Origin of the sequence: Aurantibrevibacter litoralis, assembly GCF_034651555.1 — a bacterium.
Classification (GTDB): Bacteria; Bacteroidota; Bacteroidia; order Flavobacteriales; family Flavobacteriaceae; genus Aurantibrevibacter; species Aurantibrevibacter litoralis.
The window spans coordinates 101,720-124,629 of record NZ_JAYEEQ010000004.1 but is presented as its reverse complement, the minus strand read 5'-3'; the positions used below and the strand labels follow the sequence as shown (position 1 = coordinate 124,629).

The 22,910-nt window shown below is 40.8% G+C and carries 21 protein-coding genes and 2 tRNA genes; 9 read left to right on the top strand and 14 right to left on the bottom strand.

What is annotated here, in order from left to right:
* Nucleotides 1-113 precede the first annotated feature (113 nt).
* The 4 genes from U1E44_RS05465 to U1E44_RS05450 form a co-directional block, all read right to left on the bottom strand.
* Nucleotides 114-638 (bottom strand): hypothetical protein, encoded by a 525-nt coding sequence (locus U1E44_RS05465; RefSeq protein WP_322930043.1) that lies wholly within the window; start codon nt 636-638, stop codon nt 114-116.
* Between the two features lie 33 nt (nt 639-671).
* A complete protein-coding gene (locus U1E44_RS05460; RefSeq protein WP_322930042.1) occupies nt 672-1,235 on the bottom strand; it encodes a PIN domain-containing protein in 564 nt (187 codons plus the stop codon).
* A complete protein-coding gene (locus U1E44_RS05455) occupies nt 1,225-1,680 on the bottom strand; it encodes a helix-turn-helix domain-containing protein (RefSeq protein WP_322930041.1) in 456 nt (151 codons plus the stop codon). Before U1E44_RS05455 ends, U1E44_RS05460 begins: the two co-directional genes overlap by 11 nt.
* 254 nt (nt 1,681-1,934) lie before the next feature.
* On the bottom strand, nt 1,935-3,089 hold the full coding sequence (locus U1E44_RS05450) for a lactonase family protein (protein WP_322930040.1): 1,155 nt from the start codon (nt 3,087-3,089) through the stop codon (nt 1,935-1,937).
* A 213-nt stretch (nt 3,090-3,302) separates the two neighbouring features.
* Between U1E44_RS05450 and U1E44_RS05445 the strand changes: the two genes are divergently transcribed.
* The 5 genes from U1E44_RS05445 to U1E44_RS05425 all read left to right on the top strand — a co-directional run bounded on the left by U1E44_RS05445 (nt 3,303) and on the right by U1E44_RS05425 (nt 8,161).
* On the top strand, nt 3,303-4,619 hold the full coding sequence (locus U1E44_RS05445; RefSeq protein WP_322930039.1) for a gluconate:H+ symporter: 1,317 nt from the start codon (nt 3,303-3,305) through the stop codon (nt 4,617-4,619).
* A 10-nt stretch (nt 4,620-4,629) separates the two neighbouring features.
* Nucleotides 4,630-5,094: a RidA family protein gene (locus U1E44_RS05440; RefSeq protein ID WP_322930038.1), complete on the top strand. Its 465-nt coding sequence runs from the start codon at nt 4,630-4,632 to the stop codon at nt 5,092-5,094.
* 6 nt (nt 5,095-5,100) lie between these two features.
* Nucleotides 5,101-6,213, top strand: coding sequence for a D-TA family PLP-dependent enzyme (locus U1E44_RS05435; protein ID WP_322930037.1), 1,113 nt, complete (start codon nt 5,101-5,103; stop codon nt 6,211-6,213).
* 9 nt (nt 6,214-6,222) lie between these two features.
* Nucleotides 6,223-7,287, top strand: coding sequence for a dipeptidase (locus U1E44_RS05430; protein ID WP_322930036.1), 1,065 nt, complete (start codon nt 6,223-6,225; stop codon nt 7,285-7,287).
* Between the two features lie 61 nt (nt 7,288-7,348).
* The gene (locus U1E44_RS05425) at nt 7,349-8,161 is read left to right on the top strand and encodes a hypothetical protein (protein ID WP_322930035.1); all 813 of its coding nucleotides are present in this window, start codon (nt 7,349-7,351) and stop codon (nt 8,159-8,161) included.
* A 218-nt stretch (nt 8,162-8,379) separates the two neighbouring features.
* Here the strand turns inward: U1E44_RS05425 and recQ are convergent, their stop codons facing one another.
* Nucleotides 8,380-10,500, bottom strand: coding sequence for a DNA helicase RecQ (gene recQ, locus U1E44_RS05420; RefSeq protein WP_322930034.1), 2,121 nt, complete (start codon nt 10,498-10,500; stop codon nt 8,380-8,382).
* Nucleotides 10,501-10,660: 160 nt separating this feature from the next.
* Nucleotides 10,661-12,832: an acylase gene (locus U1E44_RS05415; protein ID WP_322930033.1), complete on the bottom strand. Its 2,172-nt coding sequence runs from the start codon at nt 12,830-12,832 to the stop codon at nt 10,661-10,663.
* Between the two features lie 155 nt (nt 12,833-12,987).
* Here U1E44_RS05415 and U1E44_RS05410 point away from each other — a divergent pair, with 155 nt between their 5' ends.
* The 4 genes from U1E44_RS05410 to U1E44_RS05395 all read left to right on the top strand — a co-directional run bounded on the left by U1E44_RS05410 (nt 12,988) and on the right by U1E44_RS05395 (nt 16,413).
* Nucleotides 12,988-14,724 carry an ABC transporter ATP-binding protein gene (locus U1E44_RS05410; RefSeq protein ID WP_322930032.1) on the top strand — a complete coding sequence of 579 codons (1,737 nt, stop codon included), beginning with the start codon at nt 12,988-12,990 and terminating at the stop codon, nt 14,722-14,724.
* Nucleotides 14,725-15,104: 380 nt separating this feature from the next.
* Complete coding sequence (locus tag U1E44_RS05405; protein ID WP_322930031.1) at nt 15,105-15,557, top strand: hypothetical protein; 453 nt, start codon at nt 15,105-15,107, stop codon at nt 15,555-15,557.
* A gap of 59 nt (nt 15,558-15,616) precedes the next feature.
* Complete coding sequence (locus U1E44_RS05400) at nt 15,617-16,096, top strand: hypothetical protein (protein WP_322930030.1); 480 nt, start codon at nt 15,617-15,619, stop codon at nt 16,094-16,096.
* A gap of 243 nt (nt 16,097-16,339) precedes the next feature.
* Nucleotides 16,340-16,413 (top strand) — tRNA-Asn (locus U1E44_RS05395).
* A 121-nt stretch (nt 16,414-16,534) separates the two neighbouring features.
* Here U1E44_RS05395 and U1E44_RS05390 read toward each other — a convergent pair.
* The 8 genes from U1E44_RS05390 to U1E44_RS05355 form a co-directional block, all read right to left on the bottom strand.
* Nucleotides 16,535-17,458 (bottom strand): type II toxin-antitoxin system HipA family toxin, encoded by a 924-nt coding sequence (locus tag U1E44_RS05390; RefSeq protein WP_322930029.1) that lies wholly within the window; start codon nt 17,456-17,458, stop codon nt 16,535-16,537.
* Between the two features lie 18 nt (nt 17,459-17,476).
* On the bottom strand, nt 17,477-17,767 hold the full coding sequence (locus tag U1E44_RS05385; RefSeq protein ID WP_322930028.1) for a HipA N-terminal domain-containing protein: 291 nt from the start codon (nt 17,765-17,767) through the stop codon (nt 17,477-17,479).
* Nucleotides 17,767-18,057, bottom strand: a complete 291-nt coding sequence (locus U1E44_RS05380; RefSeq protein WP_322930027.1) for a helix-turn-helix domain-containing protein — start codon at nt 18,055-18,057, stop codon at nt 17,767-17,769. Before U1E44_RS05380 ends, U1E44_RS05385 begins: the two co-directional genes overlap by 1 nt.
* An 81-nt stretch (nt 18,058-18,138) precedes the next feature.
* Entirely contained in the window at nt 18,139-18,468 is a 330-nt protein-coding gene (locus U1E44_RS05375; protein WP_322930026.1) for a tyrosine-type recombinase/integrase, read from the bottom strand.
* A 220-nt stretch (nt 18,469-18,688) separates the two neighbouring features.
* Complete coding sequence (locus tag U1E44_RS05370; protein WP_322930025.1) at nt 18,689-19,879, bottom strand: ATP-binding protein; 1,191 nt, start codon at nt 19,877-19,879, stop codon at nt 18,689-18,691.
* A 203-nt stretch (nt 19,880-20,082) separates the two neighbouring features.
* The gene (locus tag U1E44_RS05365; protein WP_322930024.1) at nt 20,083-20,847 is read right to left on the bottom strand and encodes a phage integrase SAM-like domain and Arm DNA-binding domain-containing protein; all 765 of its coding nucleotides are present in this window, start codon (nt 20,845-20,847) and stop codon (nt 20,083-20,085) included.
* Nucleotides 20,848-21,073: 226 nt separating this feature from the next.
* Nucleotides 21,074-21,147, bottom strand: a tRNA-Pro gene (locus U1E44_RS05360).
* A 421-nt stretch (nt 21,148-21,568) separates the two neighbouring features.
* A complete protein-coding gene (locus U1E44_RS05355; RefSeq protein WP_322930023.1) occupies nt 21,569-22,645 on the bottom strand; it encodes an aldose epimerase family protein in 1,077 nt (358 codons plus the stop codon).
* Between the last annotated feature and the right edge of the window lie 265 nt (nt 22,646-22,910).

The window sequence follows — 22,910 nt, the reverse complement described above, 5'->3', positions numbered from 1 at the left end:
CTTATGCTAATATTGTGCTGCTTTAGAACTAGAATAATTCTTTTGTGTTTTTTAAGGTGAAGAATTAGGTATTTGTACTTGCTTCTTTATATGTTTATAAGAAAAAGTTGAATTTAGAAACTATCCTTCTCGGAAATTATACTTAAAAAGGTACGGATTTCGTCCTTGTAAAAATCAGCACAGTCCGTTGCGATTTCTTTGGCTTTCTCTTTAAAATCCTCATCAAAATAGGTCTGCGCGAATTGATGTCTTTCCAAACTCGAAAAAACACCTTTAAGAGCCTTCTTATGAAAGAGGGCTTCGGTCTCGTAGTCTCTTCCCGAAGTGACAAATCCAAAGGTTATTTTTCGTAAAGCTTCGAAAGCAACGTCCGTATTCTCGTGAAGCACAAAATTTCGTAATATCGAAAGTTGCACAGGAGCGAGCGCAACATCATTTAAAGCGATCACCGAAATTAAAAGGGATTTAAAATGATCTGATTGTCCGGAAATGCGACCCTTAATTTCAATCCAATGCTCTAAAGTTAAACAAGAAACAATTTTTTCCTCAATATCCGTTCCGGCCCATTCTGCCCAATCCATAGAATCGATTCCTTCATTCTCGTAGTTGCGCAATGCTAAAAATAATGTATCTACCATGTGGTTTTTATATGTTTGTAATCATTAATTTGCTCAAAGTTGTGAATGCAAAAAGTCAGCAGTATCTTTCAATCCTATATTTCTGAGTATATCCAAGACTTCAAACTCATCCAAATCAGGATTTCTCCGATATAGAACCATTTCTTTAAATGCATTTATGGATTCTTCAGGGTTTAAATCAATAATATCAGTTAAGAAATCATCAGCAGTTTTGGCAGAAAGTCCAAAAGAAGATAAATATTCTTTCGGAAAATCTTTTATGTTATTCGTGACAATTACGTTAGCATTCGTTTTGATTGCGGCTGCCAGAACATGACAATCTTTTTTGTCAGGTAATTCCAAACCAGAAATAAGCCCCGAATAGTTTGGCACGAAAGCATCAGGAAACGCCAAGTTTGCCTTCGTAATACGTTTGATAATTTCTTCTTCTGAAACCCCTTTTCTTCTCATAACATCCATCCATTCATTAAAAATATGTTCACTCCATTTTGGAGTATATAAATCATAATGCGCAAACCAAAAAAGCAAATCTCTTATCTCAATCGGATAAATCACATTTGTATCTAAGACACCAATAAAGCGAACACTATGTATCATACAATCCGATTTCTTCATCAGACTGCATAATTCCAATAATATGCTTTTTCTGCACTTCTTTCATTTTTCTTTTGTGTTTCATTACATCTTCAAACTTGATCCTACGATGTTTGCCAACCTTTGTGAAATCTATTTTTCCTTCCTCTAAAAGTTTAACCAGATGAGGTCTTGAACAACCAAGAATTTCAGCTGCTTTTTGCGTGGTAACTTCAGTAGCAATGGGCACCAAAGAAAATGGTTTCCCTTTACTCATTGCTTCTAAAATATCTCCTAAAAGTTTCAATGCGCTTAATGGAATTTTAATTCTTTCTTGAGTCTCATCTATCTCAATTTCAGGATTGTTAGATTTTAATTCTTTAATAACAGAAGAAAGAACATCACATGATTGCATCGCAACCTTTTGCTCTTCTTTTGAAGCTTTGTTAACGTTATTAAAAGTTTCCATTTTGTTTAATAGTTTTCTTTTTTACAATAATAAACGAAATAAACGAAATAAACCTATATTTGAAATGTTAAAATTTAAAAGGAAACGATAAAACCTTTAAAGGACAGAGCCTTCAGGTGTAATCGAATAGTTTCGCCATGTGCGGTGCGGAATGAAAAGGCTGATTTGCGCTTGGTTCAATTATAGCACATTGCCTAGCATAAAGAACGTTTTTTATCTTCTATTTCTATATATCCAAGGCTTGTTATAGCTAATTAAAATTGTATGCAAACGGGTTGTTCTACGGTTATTTCCTGGCCTGTAAAGTGAAGTTGTCCGGTTAGTGCATCGACCTTAAAAACAGTGATATTATTGGATTTTTGATTGGCCACCAGCATATGCGTATCTCCCGGGGTTAGCGTAAAATTCCGAGGCCAATCGCCGCGCACGGCCTCCGTGCCTAATAGTTCTAAGGATCCGTTTTCGCCCACTTTAAAAATGGCAATGCTATTATGACCTCGATTGGAAGCATAAAGGAAGTTGCCATTGGCGGTGATATGAATATCGGCACAAAAGCTTTGATCTGTAAAAGTTTCGGGCAAAGTGCTTATTTTTTCTATTTTTTTAAAAATACCCGAAGTGCTGTCAACCTGAGCCGAAACCACGGTGCTAGACAATTCGTTTACCACGAAAACCAAATCCCTAGTAGGGTGAAACACCAAATGGCGCGGCCCATCGCCCTGATCTAATTGCAATGCCACCTGTGCATTTCCCAAATTTCCATGGGCATCTACCGGATACGACAGTACTTGGTCTAGCCCCAGATCTACTGCATAAAGGTACTTTCCTTGGGCATCAAAGGTAACAAAGTGTGCCTTGGGAGTGGTTTCATTAGATGCTAAAGAAGTGCCACTTTCATGTTGTTTTACCTGCACATCATCACTAAACGTAGCTGCATTTTCTAGCGTATATAGCGCTATATTCCCGGTTGAATAATTAGCCGCTGCCACAAGACCCTCGCTGGGGTCAAGCGCAATGTAGCATGGATGCGCTCCCTCACTAGAGGCTGTATTCATAAAGTTTAACTTAGTTCTATCTGCATTCCAAACAAATGAAGTGAGTGTGCCCGGTTTGGTCTCATTCACGGCATACACGGTTTTCTTATCTTTTGAAATTTGCAAATAAGAAGGATTCTCCGTGGTCGCCACTAACTCCAGGTCGGTTAAGGTAGCTGTTTCGGGATCAAATTGCAGTCGGTAAATACCTTTGCTGTTTTCTCCGGTGTAGGTGCCTACAAGAAGTTCCCTGCTTTCGGCAGCCACAAACGTTTGGTTCGCTACTGCTTTTTGCGTTTTTTTTTGTGTCTCTTTACAACCGAGAACTGTAAAGACTAGTAGAACAAGGGGCAGATAGGTAGCTATGCGTTTCATTTTTTAGGATGTTATTCGTGCTAATATACTATTTACTACCCATTATACACGGGACTTTACTTAGTTTTTGATTTGGTATTAAATGATTTGTTTTTCTGGATATCCCAGACGTACTGCTGGTTTAGATGCGTTGGTAAGTACCATAGAAAAAAACAACTGCCACTAAAAAAATGTATATTTAAGCCGATAATAATTCAACACCCACCTTATTTTATGCCGCTTGTTATTGTAATTTTTGGAATTCTACTTCTTTTTATTCTCATCGCCAAATTCAAATTAAACGCCTTTATTTCTTTTATTATTGTTTCACTGCTTGTGGGTATTGCCGAAGGCATGGAATTAAAAAATGTAGTTAGTGCCATCCAAAAAGGAATTGGGGCTACCCTAGGAGAATTGGTACTTATTTTGGGGCTTGGAGCCATGCTGGGCAAATTGGTGGCAGACAGTGGTGCAGCCCAGCGAATAACGACTCAATTGGTCGCGAAATTTGGGATCAAAAACATTCAATGGGCATTGGTACTCACTGGCTTTATTGTGGGCATTCCCATGTTTTATTCCGTTGGCTTCGTTATCCTTATCCCTTTGGTGTTTACCATTGCGGTGTCTACCGGACTGCCTTTATTGTATGTGGGCTTGCCTATGTTGGCCTCATTATCAGTAACACATGGGTATTTACCGCCCCATCCTGCTCCAACAGGAATTGCGATTATGTTTGGTGCCGATATTGGCAAAACAATGCTTTATGGCATTCTCATCGCCATTCCGGCCATCATTGTAGCGGGACCGCTATTTTCTAGAACCATCAAAAATGTAACTGCGACGCCTTTAAAAGAATTTATCAATCCCAAGGTACTCACCGATGCGGAGATGCCCGGTACCGGTATAAGCATATTTAGTGCCTTATTGCCTATCATTCTTATTGCAGCTTCTTCCATAGCAGAGCATGTGCTACCCAATGATTTAACGCTAAAGAAAGTTGTTGTTTTTATGGGCGAACCCGCCATTGCCATGCTCATTGCTGTCCTGGTAGCTATTTATACGTTGGGATTGGCTCGGCAGAAAAAAATGAGGGAAGTTATGGATTCTGTGGGAAGTGCGGTTTCCGGAATTACTATGGTGCTGCTCATTATCGCCGGTGCCGGTGCCTTAAAACAGATATTGGTAGATAGTGGGGTTAGCGACTACATCGCCAATTTGTTAAAAGATTCATCTTTTTCGCCGTTGCTTTTGGCTTGGCTGGTAGCTACAGCCATAAGAGTCTGCGTTGGGTCTGCGACTGTGGCAGGTTTAACCACGGCAGGCATTGTTTTACCATTGGTTAGCAATGGTGCGGCAAGCAAAGAACTCATGGTGTTGGCCATTGGTTCGGGAAGCCTCATGCTCTCTCATGTCAATGACAGTGGTTTTTGGTTATTTAAAGAGTACTTTAACCTCTCGGTAAAAGATACAATTAAAACCTGGACGATTATGGAAACCACGGTGGGCGTTATGGGGTTATTGGGTGTTTTAGTTTTAAATACACTACTTTAAATTGATACAAATGAATAACAGTATTTCAAAAAGAATAGCATCCTTAGGGTTGGTATTGCCACCAGCCCCAGCCCCAGCCGGCTTATACAAACCGGTAGTCGTGGTCAATAAATTTTTATATGTATCGGGCCAGGGACCCATGAAACCTGATGGAACTTTAGTTGTGGGTCGCGTAGGGGAGGACCTAACGTTGGAACAGGGGAAATTCGCTGCGCATCAAGTAGGACTTACCATGCTCTCTACAATACAGGCTCATTTTGGGGAATTGGATAAGATCAAACGGTTGATAAAAGTACTCGGAATGGTAAACAGTACCCCGGAATTTGGACAACACCCGTTGGTTATCAATGGGTTTAGTGAATTAATGTCCGAAGTGTTCGGGATGGAAAGCGGTGTAGGTGCCCGAAGTGCTGTAGGCATGATGCTTCCCGGAAATATTGCGGTAGAAATTGAAGCCATCTTTGAACTTTATTAAATCATTATGGAGACACTACATTGGTATACACTCAACGCCCCGGAACACGTTATTTCTCCCTCTCTTTTGCTATACCCGGATCGGATTGAACAAAACATACAAACCATGATTTCCATGGCTGGGGGTACCGCCTTTCTGCAACCCCATGTGAAGACTCATAAAATGGCTGAAATTATACAAATGCAAATGGCTCATGGTATTTTTAAATTCAAATGCGCTACCATTGCAGAGGCTCAATTATTGGCAACATGCCAAGCCAAAGAAATTCTACTCGCCATGCAACCCGTAGGTATTCATATAGATCGGTTGTTTACGCTGATTGAAAAATACCCGAACGCAACTTTTTCTACCCTTGTAGACAATACCGAGACCATGCAGCAATTAGCGTCTAAAGCCAAGGCCAAAAACAGTCGTATAGGGCTATGGTTAGATCTTAATTTGGGTATGAATAGAACAGGCATAGTCCCGGATGCTGAAGCAGAAGCACTTTGTGTAAGCCTTGCACAAAATCCAAATATAAACCTTTTGGGACTCCATGCCTATGATGGTCATATTCGTGAATCTGATCCCGATAAACGCAAAACGGTATGCGATGATGCTTTTCAAAAGCTATTGAAATTAACCAAAAATATAGAAGAAAAAGGAGTACAGATTCCTGCGATTATCGCTGGTGGGTCGCCTACTTTTCCTATCCATGCCAAAAGAAACGGAGTTACGTGCAGTCCAGGGACGACCCTTATGTGGGACGCCGGGTACGGTAAAAATTTTTCGGATTTGGGCATGCTGCCTGCGGCCGTACTTTTTACACGCGTGGTAAGTAAACCAGCGCCCGGACTGCTGTGTCTAGATTTAGGCCATAAATCGGTAGCTTCGGAAATGCCGTTACCTAGAGTCGTTGTTTTGGGTCTGGAAAACGCCAAACACCTAAGCCAAAGCGAAGAGCATTTGGTTCTTGAAACCCAAGAGGCGCACACCTACAGTATCGGACATGTGTTTTATGCCATTCCGAATCATATTTGCCCCACGGTGACCAAATACAAAAATGCGGCGGTGGTACACCGAGGCGAAATAACCGAAAGATGGCAAGTAGCGGCCAGAGACCATCAAACCGAAATATAAAGCACTATTATGTTGATATTTGATGCCCATTTAGACCTCTCCATGAACGCCATGGAATGGAATAGGGATTTAACGTGGGCGGTGGCCGATATTCGAAAAAGCGAAGAAGGCATGACGGATAAGCCCGATCGCAGTAAAAATACCGTCTCCTTTGATGCCATGCGCAAAGGAAATGTGGGGCTCTGTGTGGCTACACAAATCGCTCGTTATGTAAAACAGGGGAACGCCCTCCCCGGGTGGCATTCGCCCCATCAAGCTTGGGCACAAACCCAAGGGCAACTGGCCTGGTACAAATCCATGGAAGCCATCGGGGAATTGGTGCAGATTACCAACATGGCTCAACTGCAACGGCATCTGGAGCTTTGGGAAGATTCCTCTGCAAAGAAACCCATCGGGTATATTCTGAGTTTGGAAGGTGCAGATTCGTTAGTTACTATTGAACACTTGGAAAAATCCTACGAACAGGGATTGCGTGCTATTGGTCCGGCACATTACGGCCCCGGCTCCTATGCACATGGCACCGATTCGGCCGGTGGTATTGGGGTAAAGGGCAAAGCGCTTTTAAAGGAAATTGAGCGGTTGAATCTTATTCTGGATGCTACCCATTTATGCGACGAAAGTTTCTGGGAAACTATGAAATTTTATAACGGGCCGGTTTGGGCGAGCCATAACCTCTGTAGAAAATTTGTGCCGCACAACCGCCAATTTTCGGACGAGCAACTCCTAGAACTCATTTCCAGAAAAGGGGTCATCGGCATGGCACTCGATGCGTGGATGATGGTTCCCAACTGGGTAAGGGGCACCTCCAGCCCGGAAGGAATGGGTGTAAGCCTGATGCAAATCCTAGACAACATAGACCATATCTGCCAGCTTGCCGGGAACTCCTACCACGTTGGTATCGGCACCGATCTCGACGGCGGTTTCGGAAAGGAACAGGGCCCCACGGATGTTGATACCATTGCGGATCTTCAAAAAATACCGGAATTACTGGCCAATAGAGGCTATTCCAAAGCAGATATTGACAACATCATGCATCTAAATTTCATCAACTTTATTAAAGAAGTATGGGTCTAAAAGGGTAGTTAGGAATCGAACTATTCCCTTTACATACAAGGGTTAGACTCTAATACATTTAATGAACAAGACAGCACTTCCGTTATCTAATTCGAAAATTTTTGCTAAAGTGTCGCAATTACAGGGCATACCCTACCGTAGCGCTATCGAATTTAACAGGAAATTAAGCCCTTTATGGCAGGGTATTTGTTATTTTTCCATCATATTTTCGACTGTAAATCGTATGCGATTGGTTTTTTTACTTTGTATAGCCGTGTTCCCCTTTTTGGGGCAAGCCCAAATTTTGGATGGGTCTAGTACCCAACCGCTGCAAATAGGATCGGATAACACATTAAGTCCCAATCCCAGTAATCAAGGTACGTCCTTGCGAATGCCTTCCTTGCTAGAGCCCAACACGTCTAAGACAAATCTCAGGGATTCCCTCACGGCACGAAACATAAAAATGCTTCCAGATAGAGAACTGGTACAGGCAGGTCATGGCCTAATAATAGATACGAAGGTAGGCAACAAAGAAAAAGGTAAAGGTTCTACGGAGCATTTTGGAGATATGTATTTAGGCGATATAAAACACAATGGCAACTATGTGGGTATTGTAGCCCGAGATCATGAATTTGTTGATGGCGATCGCATCAAAATAACGATAAACGACAGAGTTATAGATGCTAATTTTCTTTTAACCGGTGGTTTCAAAGGGATAAACGTAGACCTAGAAAAAGGGTTTAACCGACTGGATTTTGAAGCTTTAAACCAAGGTTCTTCCGGGCCTAACACCGCGCAGGTAAGTGTTTTTGATGAGAAAGGGCAACTGATCTACGCTAACCGATGGAATCTGTCTACAGGTTCCAAAGCTACCTTAATCATTGTTAAAGAATGATCGTTTTTCAAAGTAGGTTTTAAGTATAAAATGATTAAATGCAGTAACCCGATTTGGATTAATTCAAATTACGTTAGTTAGAGTAGTGTCAGACTCGGAATTGAACTTTTCTGTCATGGTAGCCAAAAACAAGTACGTGCATCTCGATTTTTTGAAGAACAGCTTGCCCACTTTATAACCTCAGAAGCGCTAGTACGTAACCTCTTCTGGTTTAACCGTTATCTAGAACCCTCCCTAGAGGTATCTCCTATATAAAGCCCCATCCTTATTTTCCAATACGATACTTCTTCGTTTAGATGTTCAAAAATTGGTTTCAGGCTAGGTTCATCCAGTGGCAAAATGTCTCTTGCTTCCACGATTTTCGCAACCTCTTCTGAAGTGATAAAATCATAGAGATTTATTGGTTTTCCTTCGTGATGCATTTTTTGTAAGTGTCCATATATGGTATCCTCTTTTAAGTTTCGCTGCGCCGCAATTTCAGCAATAGACAACCCTTTTTTAAAAAGGTCATAACTTAGTTGTTGTGTTGCAATTTTTGGAGTTTTAAGACGTACTGGGGGTGTCGCAACCCATTGATCATGAATAAGATCTAAAAATTGTTTTCCGTATTTTTCATTTTTTGCCTCGCCCACACCGCTCAATTGCAGAAATTCTTCCTCCGTTTTTGGCAAATGTTTTTCCATTTCCTTTAACGTAGTATCACTAAAAATTATGTAGGCCGGCACATTTTCTTCTATGGCGATGCGCTGACGTAGTTGCCTTAGTTTTTGAAACAACCCAGAAGGTTCACTAGGTTCTATTTGGGCTTTTACTGCCATTTTTTCTTTAAGTTGCAGCGAAGCCAGATTCACTTTTTTACCCTCAAAGAGTATTTTTTTTGCTAAAGGAGTTAATAGGATCCGTCCATTTTCGTGAAAGCGAATTTCCAAAATTCCCTGATTTACCATTTGAACAATGTATTGTTGCAAATCTAACCACGGCACATCTTTAGCAGCGCCGTAGGTTTTAATGCGCTGATAGCCCTTATCCAGCACATTGGCATTTTTAGCGCCCCGTAATACATCTACCAGCATTCCAAGTGGCTCGCTTTCGGAAAGACGCACCACTGCCGAACACACTTTTTGAGCCAATACAGTACCATCAAAAAATTGTGGTGGGGTTTTGCAATTGTCGCAGTTGCCACAGTCCTCGGTAACATGTTCGCCAAAATAGTTTAGTAAGGCAATGCGGCGGCAACTTAGGGCTTCTGCAAATTGTTGCATGCGTTCCAGTTTGGCCATTTGAAATTCGCGATTGGGCGCGTCCTCCATAAATTGTCGGAGTTTAACCACATCAGCAAAACTGTAAAACAACAGCGTTTCGGCAGCTAGATTATCCCGACCACTGCGGCCAATTTCTTGATAATAGCCTTCAATGTTTTTAGGCATATTATAATGAATAACCCAACGCACATTGCTCTTATCAATGCCCATACCAAAGGCAATGGTGGCTACAATTATGGGTACACGATCATTTACAAAATCTTCCTGAATACGGTTGCGGTGGTCGGGCTGCAATCCGGCATGATAGGCCTGCGCCTTAAAACCGCTGCTTGCTAGCTTTTCGGCCAGCGTTTCTGTTCCCTTACGACTTAGACAATAGATGATGCCACTTTCTTCTTTTCGGTTTTTTAAAAATCTAAGGATTTGTGGCAAACGGTTTGTGCCCGGACGCACTTCCAGATAGAGGTTTTTTCTGTCAAATGAAGCCAAGTGTTTCTGTGCCTTAGGAATCTGTAATTGCTGAACGATATCATCTTGTGTAGCTACATCGGCAGTAGCTGTAAATGCAGCTACGGGCGTATTGGGGAATTGTGATTTAAGGATGCCCAGCTGCGTATATGATGGACGAAAATCATGACCCCATGCCGAGATGCAATGCGCTTCGTCTATCGCAAATAGGCTAACAGGGTTCTCATGCAGGTGTGGCAAAAGAAACGATAAACTTTCCGGGGCAACGTATAGCAGTTTTAAGGTTCTATTTTTTAGGTTTTGAAGCACAGCGTTTTGTATGTCTGCGCTTTGCGAACTGTTATAGAATGCGGCCGAAATGCCATTGGCGCGTAAGGCATCTACCTGATCTTTCATGAGGGCTATCAGTGGAGAAACCACAATGGCTGTACCCGAAAGCAGTAGGGCCGGAAGCTGAAAACAAAGCGATTTTCCGCCTCCCGTGGGCATAATGGCTAAAAGGTCTTTTCCCGAAAGGAGGTCGCTTATAATGGCTTCTTGATTTGGTCGAAAGCTGTCGAAACCGAAATGTTTTTTAAGCAGCGTTAGGGTTTGGTCTGTAGCGGTCATGAGGCTAAATTAGGAAAAATTTTAGTTCTCATTTTATAAGCCCTCCATGCTGCAAAAAAAAACCAGCGTTCCCTCTGGTGCGGATTTGTAATCTGTGTCTGCCTTCTGCGTTGCCGAAAGAACAAGTTACATAAAAATATGGGTCTTTGGTTTAGGTTACCTATTCCCCCGGTATATACGTCCTTTTCGCCCGTTTTAACACCTCTTCCTTATAAAAGGGCACTTCCTTGAATTGCACATCGGCATAGCGTTGGATCTGGTCATTGAAATGCGGGGAGTTGGGATCCCCACTTTGTCCGCCTGCCATGATGGTCTTGGCCTTTACCTTCTCGCCAAATTCTACTACGGCCACAAAACTGTTGCCGCGGGTACCATATATTTTCTTTGTGTTGTTGTGATAGTTGGCTCCATAGGCCGCCAAGGCACCCCAGCGTCCCGATGCAAAACCAATGGGCAAACTGGGTTGAGCATCATCAAAAGACTGGCGGATATCCCCGTTAAGGCGTTGGTATCGGTTTATTTCGCCCCAAGGAATGTTCCAGGTGCCGAAATCGGCTTCAAGGATACCTACTGCTTCTTTCAAAAGTTGTAACTTACCTACATAATCGCATCTATTTACCCAATGATTTATAAGCTCCATTTCAGATAATCCCTTTGGCTTAGACATTCTCTCATAAACCAACGTTCCATAATAATGGGCCAAAGTCATGGCTACTGATTCTTTGGAGGTTCTAAAATTCCAATTCCTAAGTATTTCAACAAGTATTTTTAATTTATCGTCACCCACAACGTTTTTATCAAAGACTTTTACAACGTCGGGAATCAATCTTTCAAAAGCAGGCAAATACGGGTCATGCGCCAGTTGAATGAGACTATCCAAGGTATACCCACTTCTATTGGTCAATAAGCTAATTGCATGCACCCCACGGAAATTTTCCACGTCGGTGGACATATAATTGGGATACGCTACCCGCTTCGGGCTAAACTCAAGAGCTGCAGTATAGGGGGTTGAATTGCAGTTTTGAATCCACCCATTTTCTGGGTTTTTTATCAAAATATTTTCATCCACCGTATGCAGTCCTTGCCAATCGGTTCGGGGGTCGCTCCCATCCACATAATTGCTAAAATCAAAAATAGTGTCGCGAACGGGAATAAAATTGCTGTGGAAATAGGCAATGTTCCCATCAGCATCGGCATAGACCGTATTGTTGGAGGAATTGGTGCGTATATCCATCATTTTTCGGAATCCGTCATAACCTGTTTGCTTGGTTCGTATATAGGACTGTTCCAAAGCCTTTGCAGGATCCCACATTATGGCCGTGGCTACCCATTTACCATCTTCCAAGTGGGTTATAGGGCCGTGATGCGTACGATGGGCGGGAAAAGTCTTTTGCTTTATTTCGTTCCCGTCTTTGTATTTTAAGGTGATATCATACGTGCTCACCAGACGTATCTCTTCCCCATAGTGATATACCAGTTTTCCATCACGATTTTCCACCGACTCCATAAATTCATCCATGATATCCACATAAGTGGACGTATGCATCCATCCCGTTTTTTCATTAAACCCTTGGTACACAAAAAACTGTCCCCAAGTGACTGCCCCGTATGCATTCAGGCCTTCCTCGCTTACTACATGCACTTCACCCCGAAAATAAAAGGAAGTATGTGGATTGATGAGCAACATGGCGTTACCGGTTTGGGTAAGTTTCCCGGAAATCGCAATACCGTTAGAGCCTTGGGGTTCTTTTTCTTTTTGCTCTTTTTGATGAAGGGATTCCTGAGCTTCAGAAAGGGCTACACCGGATTCATAAAAGGCTTTTATTTTAGCCAAAGAGATCTGTTCAATATCTCCTCCTATAGAGCCTTCACTAAAGTACATGGGCATCCAGGGCTCAAAGCGGGTCAACAATTTGGGTTTAACTTCGGGGTGGGTATGTAAATAATAATTGATGCCATCGGCAAAAGCATTGCATAATTCCTTTAACCATTTTGGACTTTTTTCATAGTTGGCAATCGCCTCTTCCTCCGTCATAAAGAGTTTGGCTCTCAAATCACTGTAAAGGGCTTCTTCTCCTTCCACCTCAGCCAATCTGCCGGTAGCCCAAATGTAGTTTTGCTCTACCCGGTTAAAATCGTCCTCGCATTGCGCATAAAGCAACCCAAAAACCGCATCGGCATCCGTCTTACCATAAATATGAGGCACACCAAAATCGTCCCGGATAATCGTTACCTGATTCGCTTGCGCCTGCCAGCGTGCTGTTTCTGTAAGCGGCTTTTCGTTTTTACATCCAAAAATTCCTAGAAAAAGAAGAAGATAAACCAATTTCATAACACCCATTTTAACTATAAAAAGTGAATTTAAATTTCTCCGTCATCAAATGCTAATTTTTTACCCTTTAAAATAAACTTCAAAGAATTTCCACTTCAACTCCTCTATTTTTCAAGTACCTTGCAACTTCAATTTTCTTAGTCAAGAACTCGATTATGTCCAATAAAAAAGTAAGCATTCTTAAAGCCTTTAAGACCATTATCTGGCCCCGACGCAATTTGGTTTTCATAGGCCTCATCCTCATCGTAATTAGTAATGCCGCCAGTTTTGTGGGTCCTATTTCCCTAAAATATTTTATGGATGATGTGATCCCCAACAAGGATTTAGACATGCTTAAAATTCTGGTGTTGGCAGTGGCATTTGCCATTTTGGTACAAGCTGTAACCTCTTTTTTACTTACCAAAATTCTAAGTGTACAGGCACAATATTTAATTTCCGAACTAAGGGCGCAAGTGCAGAAAAAGGTACTTTCGCTGCCCATTCGATTTTTTGATAATTCCAAATCCGGAGCACTGGTTTCAAGAATTATGACCGATGTGGAAGGGGTTCGTAATTTAATTGGTACCGGATTAGTGCAATTGGTGGGTGGCTCGGTAACGGCGGTAGTTTCTTTAATTTTATTGTTGCGCATAAGTCCGTCTATGACGCTGTTCACGCTTATTCCACTTGCTATTTTTGCGTTGGTGGCTTTAAAAGCCTTTAAAATTATTCGTCCTATTTTTCGAAATCGCGGGAAAATAAATGCCGAGGTAACTGGTAGACTTACCGAAACGCTTGGTGGTATCCGGGTCATCAAAGGGTTTAATGCGGAAGCGCAGGAGCACAAGGTATTTGAACGTGGGGTAGAAAAGCTCTTTCTAAACGTAAAAAAGAGTTTGACGGCGACTGCTTTTATGACCAGTTCCTCCACTTTTTTGCTTGGGGTGGCCACTACGGGCATCATGGGCATTGGGGGTTATAAAATTATGATGGATCAGTTGACCATTGGGGAATTTTTGTCGTTTACTTTTTTATTGGGCTTAATGATTGCCCCCATTGTGCAGATGAGTAATATTGGGAGTCAGCTTACAGAAGCCTTGGCCGGACTGGACCGCACCGAAGAATTGATGAATATGACCCCTGAGGTCAATGATGCAGATAGAACCATCGTTCTAGATGAAATTGAAGGCAATATCGCTTTTGCCAATGTTTCATTTGCTTATGAAGAACATAAGGAAGTACTTCACAATATTAGTTTTACGGTAAACTCCGGAGATGTCGTCGCTCTGGTGGGGAGTTCCGGTTCCGGAAAATCGACCATTGCAGGCTTGGCGGCTACTTTCTTAATTCCACAATCGGGGACGATTACTGTTGATGGCAAGGATTTATCCAAAGTAAACCTGCCTGGTTATCGTAAATATTTAGGGGTGGTATTGCAAGATGAGTTCTTATTTGAAGGCACTATCCGGGAAAACATTCTTTTTCCAAGGCCTAATGCCTCAGAAGCCGAATTAAAAGAAGCCGTAAAAGCCGCTTACGTAGATGAGTTTACCGACCGTTTTGAAAGTGGACTGGACACCTTAATTGGGGAACGGGGCGTAAAACTGTCGGGCGGACAACGGCAGCGCATTGCCATAGCCCGTGCCATTTTGGCTAATCCCAAAGTATTGATTTTGGACGAAGCCACCTCCAATTTGGATACGGAAAGCGAAGCGTTGATTCAAAAAAGTTTGGCAACGTTAACAAAAGGGAGAACCACTTTTGTAATTGCCCACCGACTGAGTACCATTAGAAAGGCCGACCAAATATTGGTGATAGAAAACGGTCGTATTGCAGAGCAAGGGTCTCATGAGGAGTTAATTGCGAAAGAGGGGAGGTATTATAATTTGTTTACGTACCAGGCGAGGATTTAAAGGGTTAGTTGTCCGTTGTTGGTTGATGGTTGATCGTTTTTCGTTTGTCATACTGAGCGTAGCGAAGTATTGAAGTAACCTTGAAACATTAAAATGCTAAGGCGAATGTAACCATACGAACTCAACGCACTGCGAAGTTTGCAACTTTGCATCCTACTAAAATTGGCGCACTTAGAATGGTACGATGTTGACATCTTTGTGAGGCACCCTTATTTTTTCCGCTTTAATTTTACTTTTAAGTTTGTTTTGCCATGATTTCAGGTACCGAATTAACAAGCGAAAAGGGAAATACAGCACTAAGAAACGGTAATCCGAAATAGTTGTCGGTAATGCAGGTTAATGAAAAAAATCCTTTAATTTAATGCATTAAATAAAAAGAAATGGGGACTCGAAATTTAGAGCAACTGATTACCGAGATTTTTGAGGAATTGGAACTTCTTATCCCTACCTATAAGAGTAATCCGGAAGATTGGCAGATTTCTGAGGGCAACGTTGCAGTTTGTATTATCACGGAACAAGGCAAGGTTTTCGGAAAATTGTATGGCAGCGATAAATTAAGGCAACGAAGTTTTTTTAAAATAGCATGGCACAAGGCCAGTCAGGTTTGGATTACAGGTCAGAAAACGGGAGTGTATGAACAAATGGTCTTTAGTGGTAAGGTAGACCCGGAGGCCTATTCTCCTATTGAACTTCCTGATTTAATTGGTTGGGTTGGCGGACAGCCCATTGCCATTGACAATGAAACACAACTTTCTATTGGCTTTAGTGGATTTCGAGGTTTTAATGATATCGCGATTGTTCAAAAAGCGATAGATCTGGTTCTTAAGAAGTAATCCTAAACAACCTTTAAAGTAGTAGTTAAAATATTGATTTATAGAATAGCAGTACTCCTATGAATAAAATACTGTTGGTAGCATTTGTAGTTTATAGCTTTTTTAGTTTCTTCGGGTCCCAGAAAGGTCTAGTTCAAGGAAATCTAAATGAGGCACAATTGCAATTTGTGAAACAAAACTTCAACTGGACAACAGAAGATTTGCTTATTGTAAATTTTAAACAACCTAGAAACAAATGTCATTATGATGTTTATCAAAATTTAAAGGCATCAACACCATGGTGGACTGATTTTTATTCGCAAATGGATTTGAATAATGCCCAAAACATCTTTGTGTATTCCGATTCCAAAAGGACAAAAAGCAGGATAGATTCTTTAAATCATTTTGCCGATTTTGAAGACTTCTTTTTAACTCGTTTTTTTTCTAAGGATCTCACTTGTGAAGGTGTTGTAATCATTCATAAAAATGGCGCTTTTAAAAAAAAAGCCGGAGAGTATACTCAGAAAGAGATAGCACAATTTATAAGTGAACTTAAGTAAGTATATAGTAAAGCCTTTAATTTTTCGATTCCCTTTGGCATTTGCATGTGTTTAGAGCCATCAGTTCCATCTTTTTAAAATCCAAATAAAATACACATGCATAAGCGTATAGCCGCTCCTTTCGTTCGCAATCCAAAATGTTTAGGGCAGTATTCTAGAAAAGGCAGTTTTTTTATTTTGGGGAATTAAAAAATACAATTATATTTGCAGCCGCTTACCGGGCATATTCGGTTTGCGTAACACTCCTCCTTAGCTCAGTTGGTTAGAGCATCTGACTGTTAATCAGAGGGTCCTTGGTTCGAGCCCAAGAGGGGGAGCTACTTTTAGCAAAGGCTTCGCAGAAATGCGAGGCCTTTCTCTTTTGGTAGGGGTGAAACCAGCGTGAAACTGAAATTTTTTGTGGACCCGAGTGGGCGAGAAGTTTATCCCAAGCCGTATCTAGCCCTTACTAATTTCCTTCATCGCCTGTGCAATTTGCTTCTTGGAGTCATAACTAATACCACAATCCTTGGCATAAATCTCCCAATTGGCAACAATACTTTTTACTTCACTAATAATGGTTTCCGGATGTTTTAGTTCAAAGGTATTTGCTAATTCCAACAAATGTTTTTGACTAGGGGCTTTGCCCTCTCCGGCAACCAAAGTGCTGTGCATCCCGTGTGATGAATTTGAATAGGTAAGGTCATATGCCGGGGCCAATTTCCATTCTCCGGCAGCACTCATTAGAAAGGATATATTCTTACTATGGTCATCTCTATTATGACTATAAACATTAAATGCCACTAGTCGAAGTACCTTTGAATAGGCAGCAACATGATTTTCGAGTCGGAAAGCACAATCCATAACATTACCATAGTCTAGGGTGCTATACCGAAAATTGTCATGTAAAAGTCCGCTAACAGAATGTAAGTGTAAACGGTCATTCCGTACTCTGTCAAATCTTTTGGTTGCAAAATACATTTTTCCGGATGGACCTTCGAATAACTTGCTTTCGGACATTTCGATACCTGCATCGAGTGCCATTTTATAATACGCATATTCTATTTGAGCGATATCAGGCAGATCGGTTGAAGACGGGAACTTTATGATCCAATGCTCGTATTTCTCTGGCAGGGATGAACTCCCATGAATAAGGTGATTCGTTTTGGAGTTGTAACCTACAAAGATTTTTGGTCTGGCACCGCCCGAAGAACCTCCAAGTTGGTACAATTCTTCAATTATTTCTGAAGGTGTGCCCTCCAAAACCTTATTCATTTCTTGCGATATGTTGTCCAGCTGCAATGGCTTGTCGGCCTGAACCATAACGTTTAAATTTGGGCTATAGGTCAAGGCGCCCATACCACCGGAACCAATAAGGGTCAAACGGTCTAAAGGGGTGATTTAGTTTAAAGATATCCCTTTTGATAACAACGTTCTATCCAATAATAACCTACCCCAACCATCAGGAAGAGAATCACTAAAAACGCCAAAGAGCCCCTCAAAAATGTTTGTTTCAGGTAATAAAATACGGTCTGAGAGTTTCAATTTAAAAGGAGAAATCTCCAAACCTCTTTCAATAAAATCTGGATCATATTTAAAGAAAATTTTCCCATTATCGTAGACCATTTGTCCAACGGGTATAGGTGTGTCGGTAAAATTAAGACTAACTTGTAGTTGCTCAATGGGTTTCATCAGCTACTCTTTTTTGAATCAAATAATTTCTCTATATGCCGAAGATCTTCTGCAGGTTTCAATACCGTTTCAAAATCAGATAATCGCCCTAATACATATACCAATTTCAATAACGACTCTAAAGACACCTGTCCTTTGCTTTCAAAACGTTTTAAGCTACCAAGGGATACTCCCGAACGTTCTGCAAGTTCATTTTGGGAAAGTCCTTTCTGTTTCCTAAGCTTTTTATGTTTTTCTGCAATTTCTAAGCGAACTTCTCTTGGAAGTTTATCTACACTATATTTATTCATAAATAGACAATATATTAGCTAATTATACGTAAATATACAAAAAATAGATAATATATTAGTCGTTTCATATCAAGTTAATCTTTACCATAACAATACTTCTACAGCATCATCCAAAACCTCTACTCCAAAATCCCGAACATAAGCTTTCGTAGTAATTACACTTTGGTGGCCAAGGGTCTCCCCGATAATGTCAATACTAACCCCTTTTTCACGGAGACACATCGCAAAACTGTCCCTGGATACATAACTGGTTACGTTCTTGGTAATACCGGCCATTTTAGAGAGTACTTTTAGACTTTTATTAAACTCAGATAAAGCATTGTCTGCCCGTCTTTTACTCTGGAAAAGTTGGCCCAGAACAGAATACTGAATGTTGAAGTTGTTTTCGTGATTTCGTCTTTTAGTTAACACTTGGTTTTTGTCAGACGAAAGTCAAATCACTTTAAATATACATTTAATTTTCCGGTCAACTCATAAATTTTAACATCTCGGTTAGTATAAATGTTAAAACGATTTTGCTAACCGAATTGCGACCATATTACATAAAAGAGCGTAAAATTAGTTCTTGATTATTGCCCTCCTCCATAAATATACAATCTGGTAATTGATATGTGTTGCTATGATATTCATATCAATATAAAAAACCGAAGAGCCAAAGGGGCAATTTCCCTACCGGGAACTCCACATTGTCCGCCACCACAAAGGCGTTATGGACATCTTTAATCTGTTTGTTGGATTTATCCTTTCCGCCAACTTCAAAAGTATGGGTATCCTCCACTAAAAAATCGCCTTGTTTTGGGTAAGCCACCCTATGCCGTACCAACACCTGAGAAATAAAAAACGTTTCCCGTAAATTTCCTGCGTTCGGTTTTGATCCTGCCAGAGCAAATACGAGGTTGGTATTGTCCAAATATATTTTTTCGGGTTTTTGCAGTCCGGCCAAGCTGATGCCAGAGGGATATAACAGTTTTATTAATTGAGCCTGCTCTAAAAAATGCAAGTACAATAATACCGAATTTCTGTGTATGCCACTCTTTACGGCAACCGCACTTAAGTTGGGTTGGAAGGGCACATTGGAAGCTACCACGTGTAGCAGTTGCAGCATTTTTTTGGCATTGCGTATATCAAACCCTTTTAATTCGGCCATGTCGTATTCCACGATCAGGCGCAACAGTTGTTGTAATCGGGTAGCATAACCTTCTTTGTCCTCCATGGAAAACGGATAATAACCATGTTCCAGATAAGCTTCAAAATGGGCTAAAGGTCTAAAATCTTGTGGAAACATATGGCTCCACTTACGATCGCCGGAAAGTATATCTTTCAGGGATATGGGTTCAAAATTGTATACATCATTAAAGGCCAAATATTCCCGGTAGGAGAGCCCGAATAAAGAGTACATGAGTACCCGACGGCTCAAATCCCCTTCTTCCCGTGAAATATCGATGATGGAAGACCCGGTAAAAACAATTTTTAATTCCGGGTAAAAATCATAAAGGTTTTTTATGTGCAAAGACCAATTTTCATATTTATGCACTTCATCCAAAAAGAGGTACTTCCCCCCCCTTTTGTAAAATTCCTCTGCTGTTTCTACCAAGGAATGGGTCGTAAAATAAAAATCATCCAAAGACCAATAGGTGCCTTCTGTTGGAGCCAATTGTAACTGCTGCAATTTTTGCAGCAATAGCGTGGTTTTGCCGGTGCCCCGTGCGCCTTTAATACCGATTAACCTGTTTTTCCAATTGATTTCATGGTAGAGATAGCGCTTTTTTTCGGCACGAACCCGTTGTACCAAAGTTGCGGATTTTTCCAATAATCGTTCCATATTGCATATTTACATGTGCAATTTAACTTATTATTTGCATATTTAGATATGCAATGCGTTTTTTATTATATATTCAGGCTTTCGTAACTGAAATTTTGCATACGTTTAAGATTATAGGTCTACTCTTTCATTTTCTAAAATTATATTCAAAAATGAAGTCGGTTGTAAGAAGTAGTTTGGGTTTTCTTCTAGTTTTTCCTTTTTCATGATGATACCGACTTTGGTGAATGCTCTAAACGGGGCTGCATAAATATGGTTTCCTCTATCAACTGTGGTTCCCGTTCTGTAAGATAAATCCTATCGAATTTATTGAACTTCAGCTGAAATTGGTCAAAGGGGTTCTTTGCTATCCACTCTAATTTAACCGCTAGATTTGCCATCTTTTTCAACCTTTCCAGATGCTTCATCACTCCATTATTGCCCAAAATAAGGACTTTCTTTGAGTCCGTGCAGTTCCTTAGATACTGTTCAAAATCCAATATAAACCGGTAATTGAGTTGCCTTAAGTGCACATCATCTGTTCTTAGCTTTGCGGATAGAAACCTACGCAAGTATTTTTCCGTGGTATAATAATTCTTGGAAGCGCCTCGCTTAAGAACATGCACCATAGTTTCATTATGATAGGCAATCAAATCCATCAAAGTCCTACCCACATCATCTTCCCCTAGAAAACGTAATTTTATAGCCGCTGAGGAGGCAATTTTACCTTCTTCCATAAGTTGGTCATGGCATTGTAAGAGTTGAATGCGCACCTGATCGAGATAGGCATTAATGGAACGACCTCTTTGGGAATGATTTCTTCCCCTACCACCTCTGTTATACCACTCCAAAGAGTCAATACTTTGTTTTAAACTGATTTCAGCTCTCTTGCCCTTAGCTGTAATACGCACATAAACAGATAGTTGATTGGGGATACTTCGTGATTTTCTAGTATAGAATTGGATGGCAAAGTTTTCATTTTTCTTCATTTTAATTGACTTTAGTTACACAATAAATGGTAAAGACGAAAGTCAAATCGTACTCTAAAGTTCACTAAAGTTACAACTTTTTTAGAAGCCTATTGTACACCTAATTGCGCACCTAGCTAGGTGTAACAGATGCCATTTAATAGCATTTAATAAAATGCGCAAAAAACAAAAAACACTGATAATCATACGATTAACAGTGTTTTGGTTCCATTTGGTATATGGTTCGTCGGGATGACAGGATTTGAACCTGCGACCCCACGGCCCCCAGCCGTGTGCGCTACCGGGCTGCGCTACATCCCGTTGTTTTCAATGCCCTTACTGCCATGGTCTTTAAAATGTATGACTTTTACTATTAGCAGACCTAAATATTATTTTGAGCCCGCAAAAATAGGCAAAATTGATCTAAAGAATACCCTTTTTTGAAAAAAATCGCACTCCTTACCTAAAAACCAAAATAAGGTGCTTTACTCTAAAGACTGCCCGATCCATGGGTCGGGGTTTCGGTCTTATTTCTTCGTTGGAGCGGTAAGAGCGCCCTTTTTGCTGTTTTGCGTGTGGTAAGAAACAAAATTTCGGTTTTTGATTCAAATGTCAAATTATAGTGTACAAAACTCGTCGAAATAAAACCGGTGAAACCTGCGCTACGCTTATCTAATGGGTATACCCTTAGGCCTGCCTCGAGGATAGTCCGTTTCAAGAACGATTAATAGTATCCTTGCTTTTATTTCACGGAAAATTTAAACTGGGTTGTGGTACTGTATTGCTCACCGGGGCGGAGTACTACTGAGGGGAAATCCTTTTGATTGGGGGCATCCGGAAAGTGTTGGGTTTCTACACAAAACCCGCTTCGTCCAGTATAAAATCCGCCGTTAGGTGCCGGTATAGTGCCATCTAAAAAATTACCCGTATAGAACTGTAATCCAGGTTCTTCGGTAAATACTTCCATATGCCGACCACTTTTTGGATGGTAGGCAGACAATGCATGTTTAAGACCGGTTTCAGCCCCATTTAATGCCCAGCAATGGTCATAACCTCCTGCTATTTTAAGCTGGATATGATCGGCATCAATTGCGCTGCCAATGGGTTTAGGGATTCTAAAATCGAAGGGCGTATGGGCTACAGCTGCAAGTTCGCCTAAAGGAATCAATCCGTCATCTACGGGTAGGTAATGATTAGCTTTAATCTCAACTTCATGGTCTACAATAGCTTTGGTGAAATCTCCGGATAAATTAAAATAAGAATGTTGGGTAAGATTCACAATAGTGGCTTTGTCGGTAGTAGCTCCATAGTGCACACTAAAGACATTGTTGGTATTTAGTGAATAGCTAACTTCCACTGCCAAATTTCCCGGATAGCCTTCTTCCATATCAGGACTTAGATAGGCGAGTGTTACGGTCGCCTTAGAAGCGTCTTGAAGCACTTCTTTCACCGTCCAAAGCACTTTGTCAAACCCTTTAAGACCTCCATGTAAATGATTTTTACCATTGTTTATTGCCAAGCTATATTCCGTACCATCTAAACTAAATTTGCCCTTGGCAATACGATTTCCAAACCGTCCCACAATAACACCGAAAAATGGATTACGCTCCACGTATTGGGTTAAAGAATTGAAACCTAATACTACATTTTCGTAATAGCCTTCTCTATTCGGTACTTTAAGTGTTGTAATAATTCCGCCATAGGTTAAGAAGTCTACCTGCATACCATTCGTGTTCTTTAACGAATATAGGGCTACGGTTTCTCCATTCGGCGTTTGTCCATAATTCCTTTTCGCTACCGCTACCTTTTTTACTTCCATACGTATTGTTTTATTTTGCGATATTTTTTCCTGCGCGCTTTTTTAGCTTGTTTATTAAATAACGTGCTGCCCAAGATAGACAATCCAAAAAAAAATAGATAATTTATCGCACGATCTTTTCTTCTATTTTTAAGGTGTTGCTCGTATTCTGCACCTATTTACCTATAGCAAGATATAGAAAATATGCGATCAGTGGTTTATATGTTTGCCGTTGTGCGTTGGAAATATCACAATGAAAATAATCCTACTTTTAGGATTTTGATTC

What these genes read in the sequence shown, in the direction of transcription:
- U1E44_RS05465 (WP_322930043.1), bottom strand. Translation starts at nt 638, where the DNA reads ATGGTAGATACATTATTTTTAGCATTGCGCAACTACGAGAATGAAGGA.
- U1E44_RS05460 (WP_322930042.1), bottom strand. Translation starts at nt 1,235, where the DNA reads ATGATACATAGTGTTCGCTTTATTGGTGTCTTAGATACAAATGTGATT.
- U1E44_RS05455 (WP_322930041.1), bottom strand. Translation starts at nt 1,680, where the DNA reads ATGGAAACTTTTAATAACGTTAACAAAGCTTCAAAAGAAGAGCAAAAG.
- U1E44_RS05450 (WP_322930040.1), bottom strand. Translation starts at nt 3,089, where the DNA reads ATGAAACGCATAGCTACCTATCTGCCCCTTGTTCTACTAGTCTTTACA.
- U1E44_RS05445 (WP_322930039.1), top strand. Translation starts at nt 3,303, where the DNA reads ATGCCGCTTGTTATTGTAATTTTTGGAATTCTACTTCTTTTTATTCTC.
- U1E44_RS05440 (WP_322930038.1), top strand. Translation starts at nt 4,630, where the DNA reads ATGAATAACAGTATTTCAAAAAGAATAGCATCCTTAGGGTTGGTATTG.
- U1E44_RS05435 (WP_322930037.1), top strand. Translation starts at nt 5,101, where the DNA reads ATGGAGACACTACATTGGTATACACTCAACGCCCCGGAACACGTTATT.
- U1E44_RS05430 (WP_322930036.1), top strand. Translation starts at nt 6,223, where the DNA reads ATGTTGATATTTGATGCCCATTTAGACCTCTCCATGAACGCCATGGAA.
- U1E44_RS05425 (WP_322930035.1), top strand. Translation starts at nt 7,349, where the DNA reads ATGAACAAGACAGCACTTCCGTTATCTAATTCGAAAATTTTTGCTAAA.
- recQ (WP_322930034.1), bottom strand. Translation starts at nt 10,500, where the DNA reads ATGACCGCTACAGACCAAACCCTAACGCTGCTTAAAAAACATTTCGGT.
- U1E44_RS05415 (WP_322930033.1), bottom strand. Translation starts at nt 12,832, where the DNA reads ATGAAATTGGTTTATCTTCTTCTTTTTCTAGGAATTTTTGGATGTAAA.
- U1E44_RS05410 (WP_322930032.1), top strand. Translation starts at nt 12,988, where the DNA reads ATGTCCAATAAAAAAGTAAGCATTCTTAAAGCCTTTAAGACCATTATC.
- U1E44_RS05405 (WP_322930031.1), top strand. Translation starts at nt 15,105, where the DNA reads ATGGGGACTCGAAATTTAGAGCAACTGATTACCGAGATTTTTGAGGAA.
- U1E44_RS05400 (WP_322930030.1), top strand. Translation starts at nt 15,617, where the DNA reads ATGAATAAAATACTGTTGGTAGCATTTGTAGTTTATAGCTTTTTTAGT.
- U1E44_RS05385 (WP_322930028.1), bottom strand. Translation starts at nt 17,767, where the DNA reads ATGAAACCCATTGAGCAACTACAAGTTAGTCTTAATTTTACCGACACA.
- U1E44_RS05380 (WP_322930027.1), bottom strand. Translation starts at nt 18,057, where the DNA reads ATGAATAAATATAGTGTAGATAAACTTCCAAGAGAAGTTCGCTTAGAA.
- U1E44_RS05370 (WP_322930025.1), bottom strand. Translation starts at nt 19,879, where the DNA reads ATGGAACGATTATTGGAAAAATCCGCAACTTTGGTACAACGGGTTCGT.
- U1E44_RS05365 (WP_322930024.1), bottom strand. Translation starts at nt 20,847, where the DNA reads ATGAAGAAAAATGAAAACTTTGCCATCCAATTCTATACTAGAAAATCA.
- U1E44_RS05355 (WP_322930023.1), bottom strand. Translation starts at nt 22,645, where the DNA reads ATGGAAGTAAAAAAGGTAGCGGTAGCGAAAAGGAATTATGGACAAACG.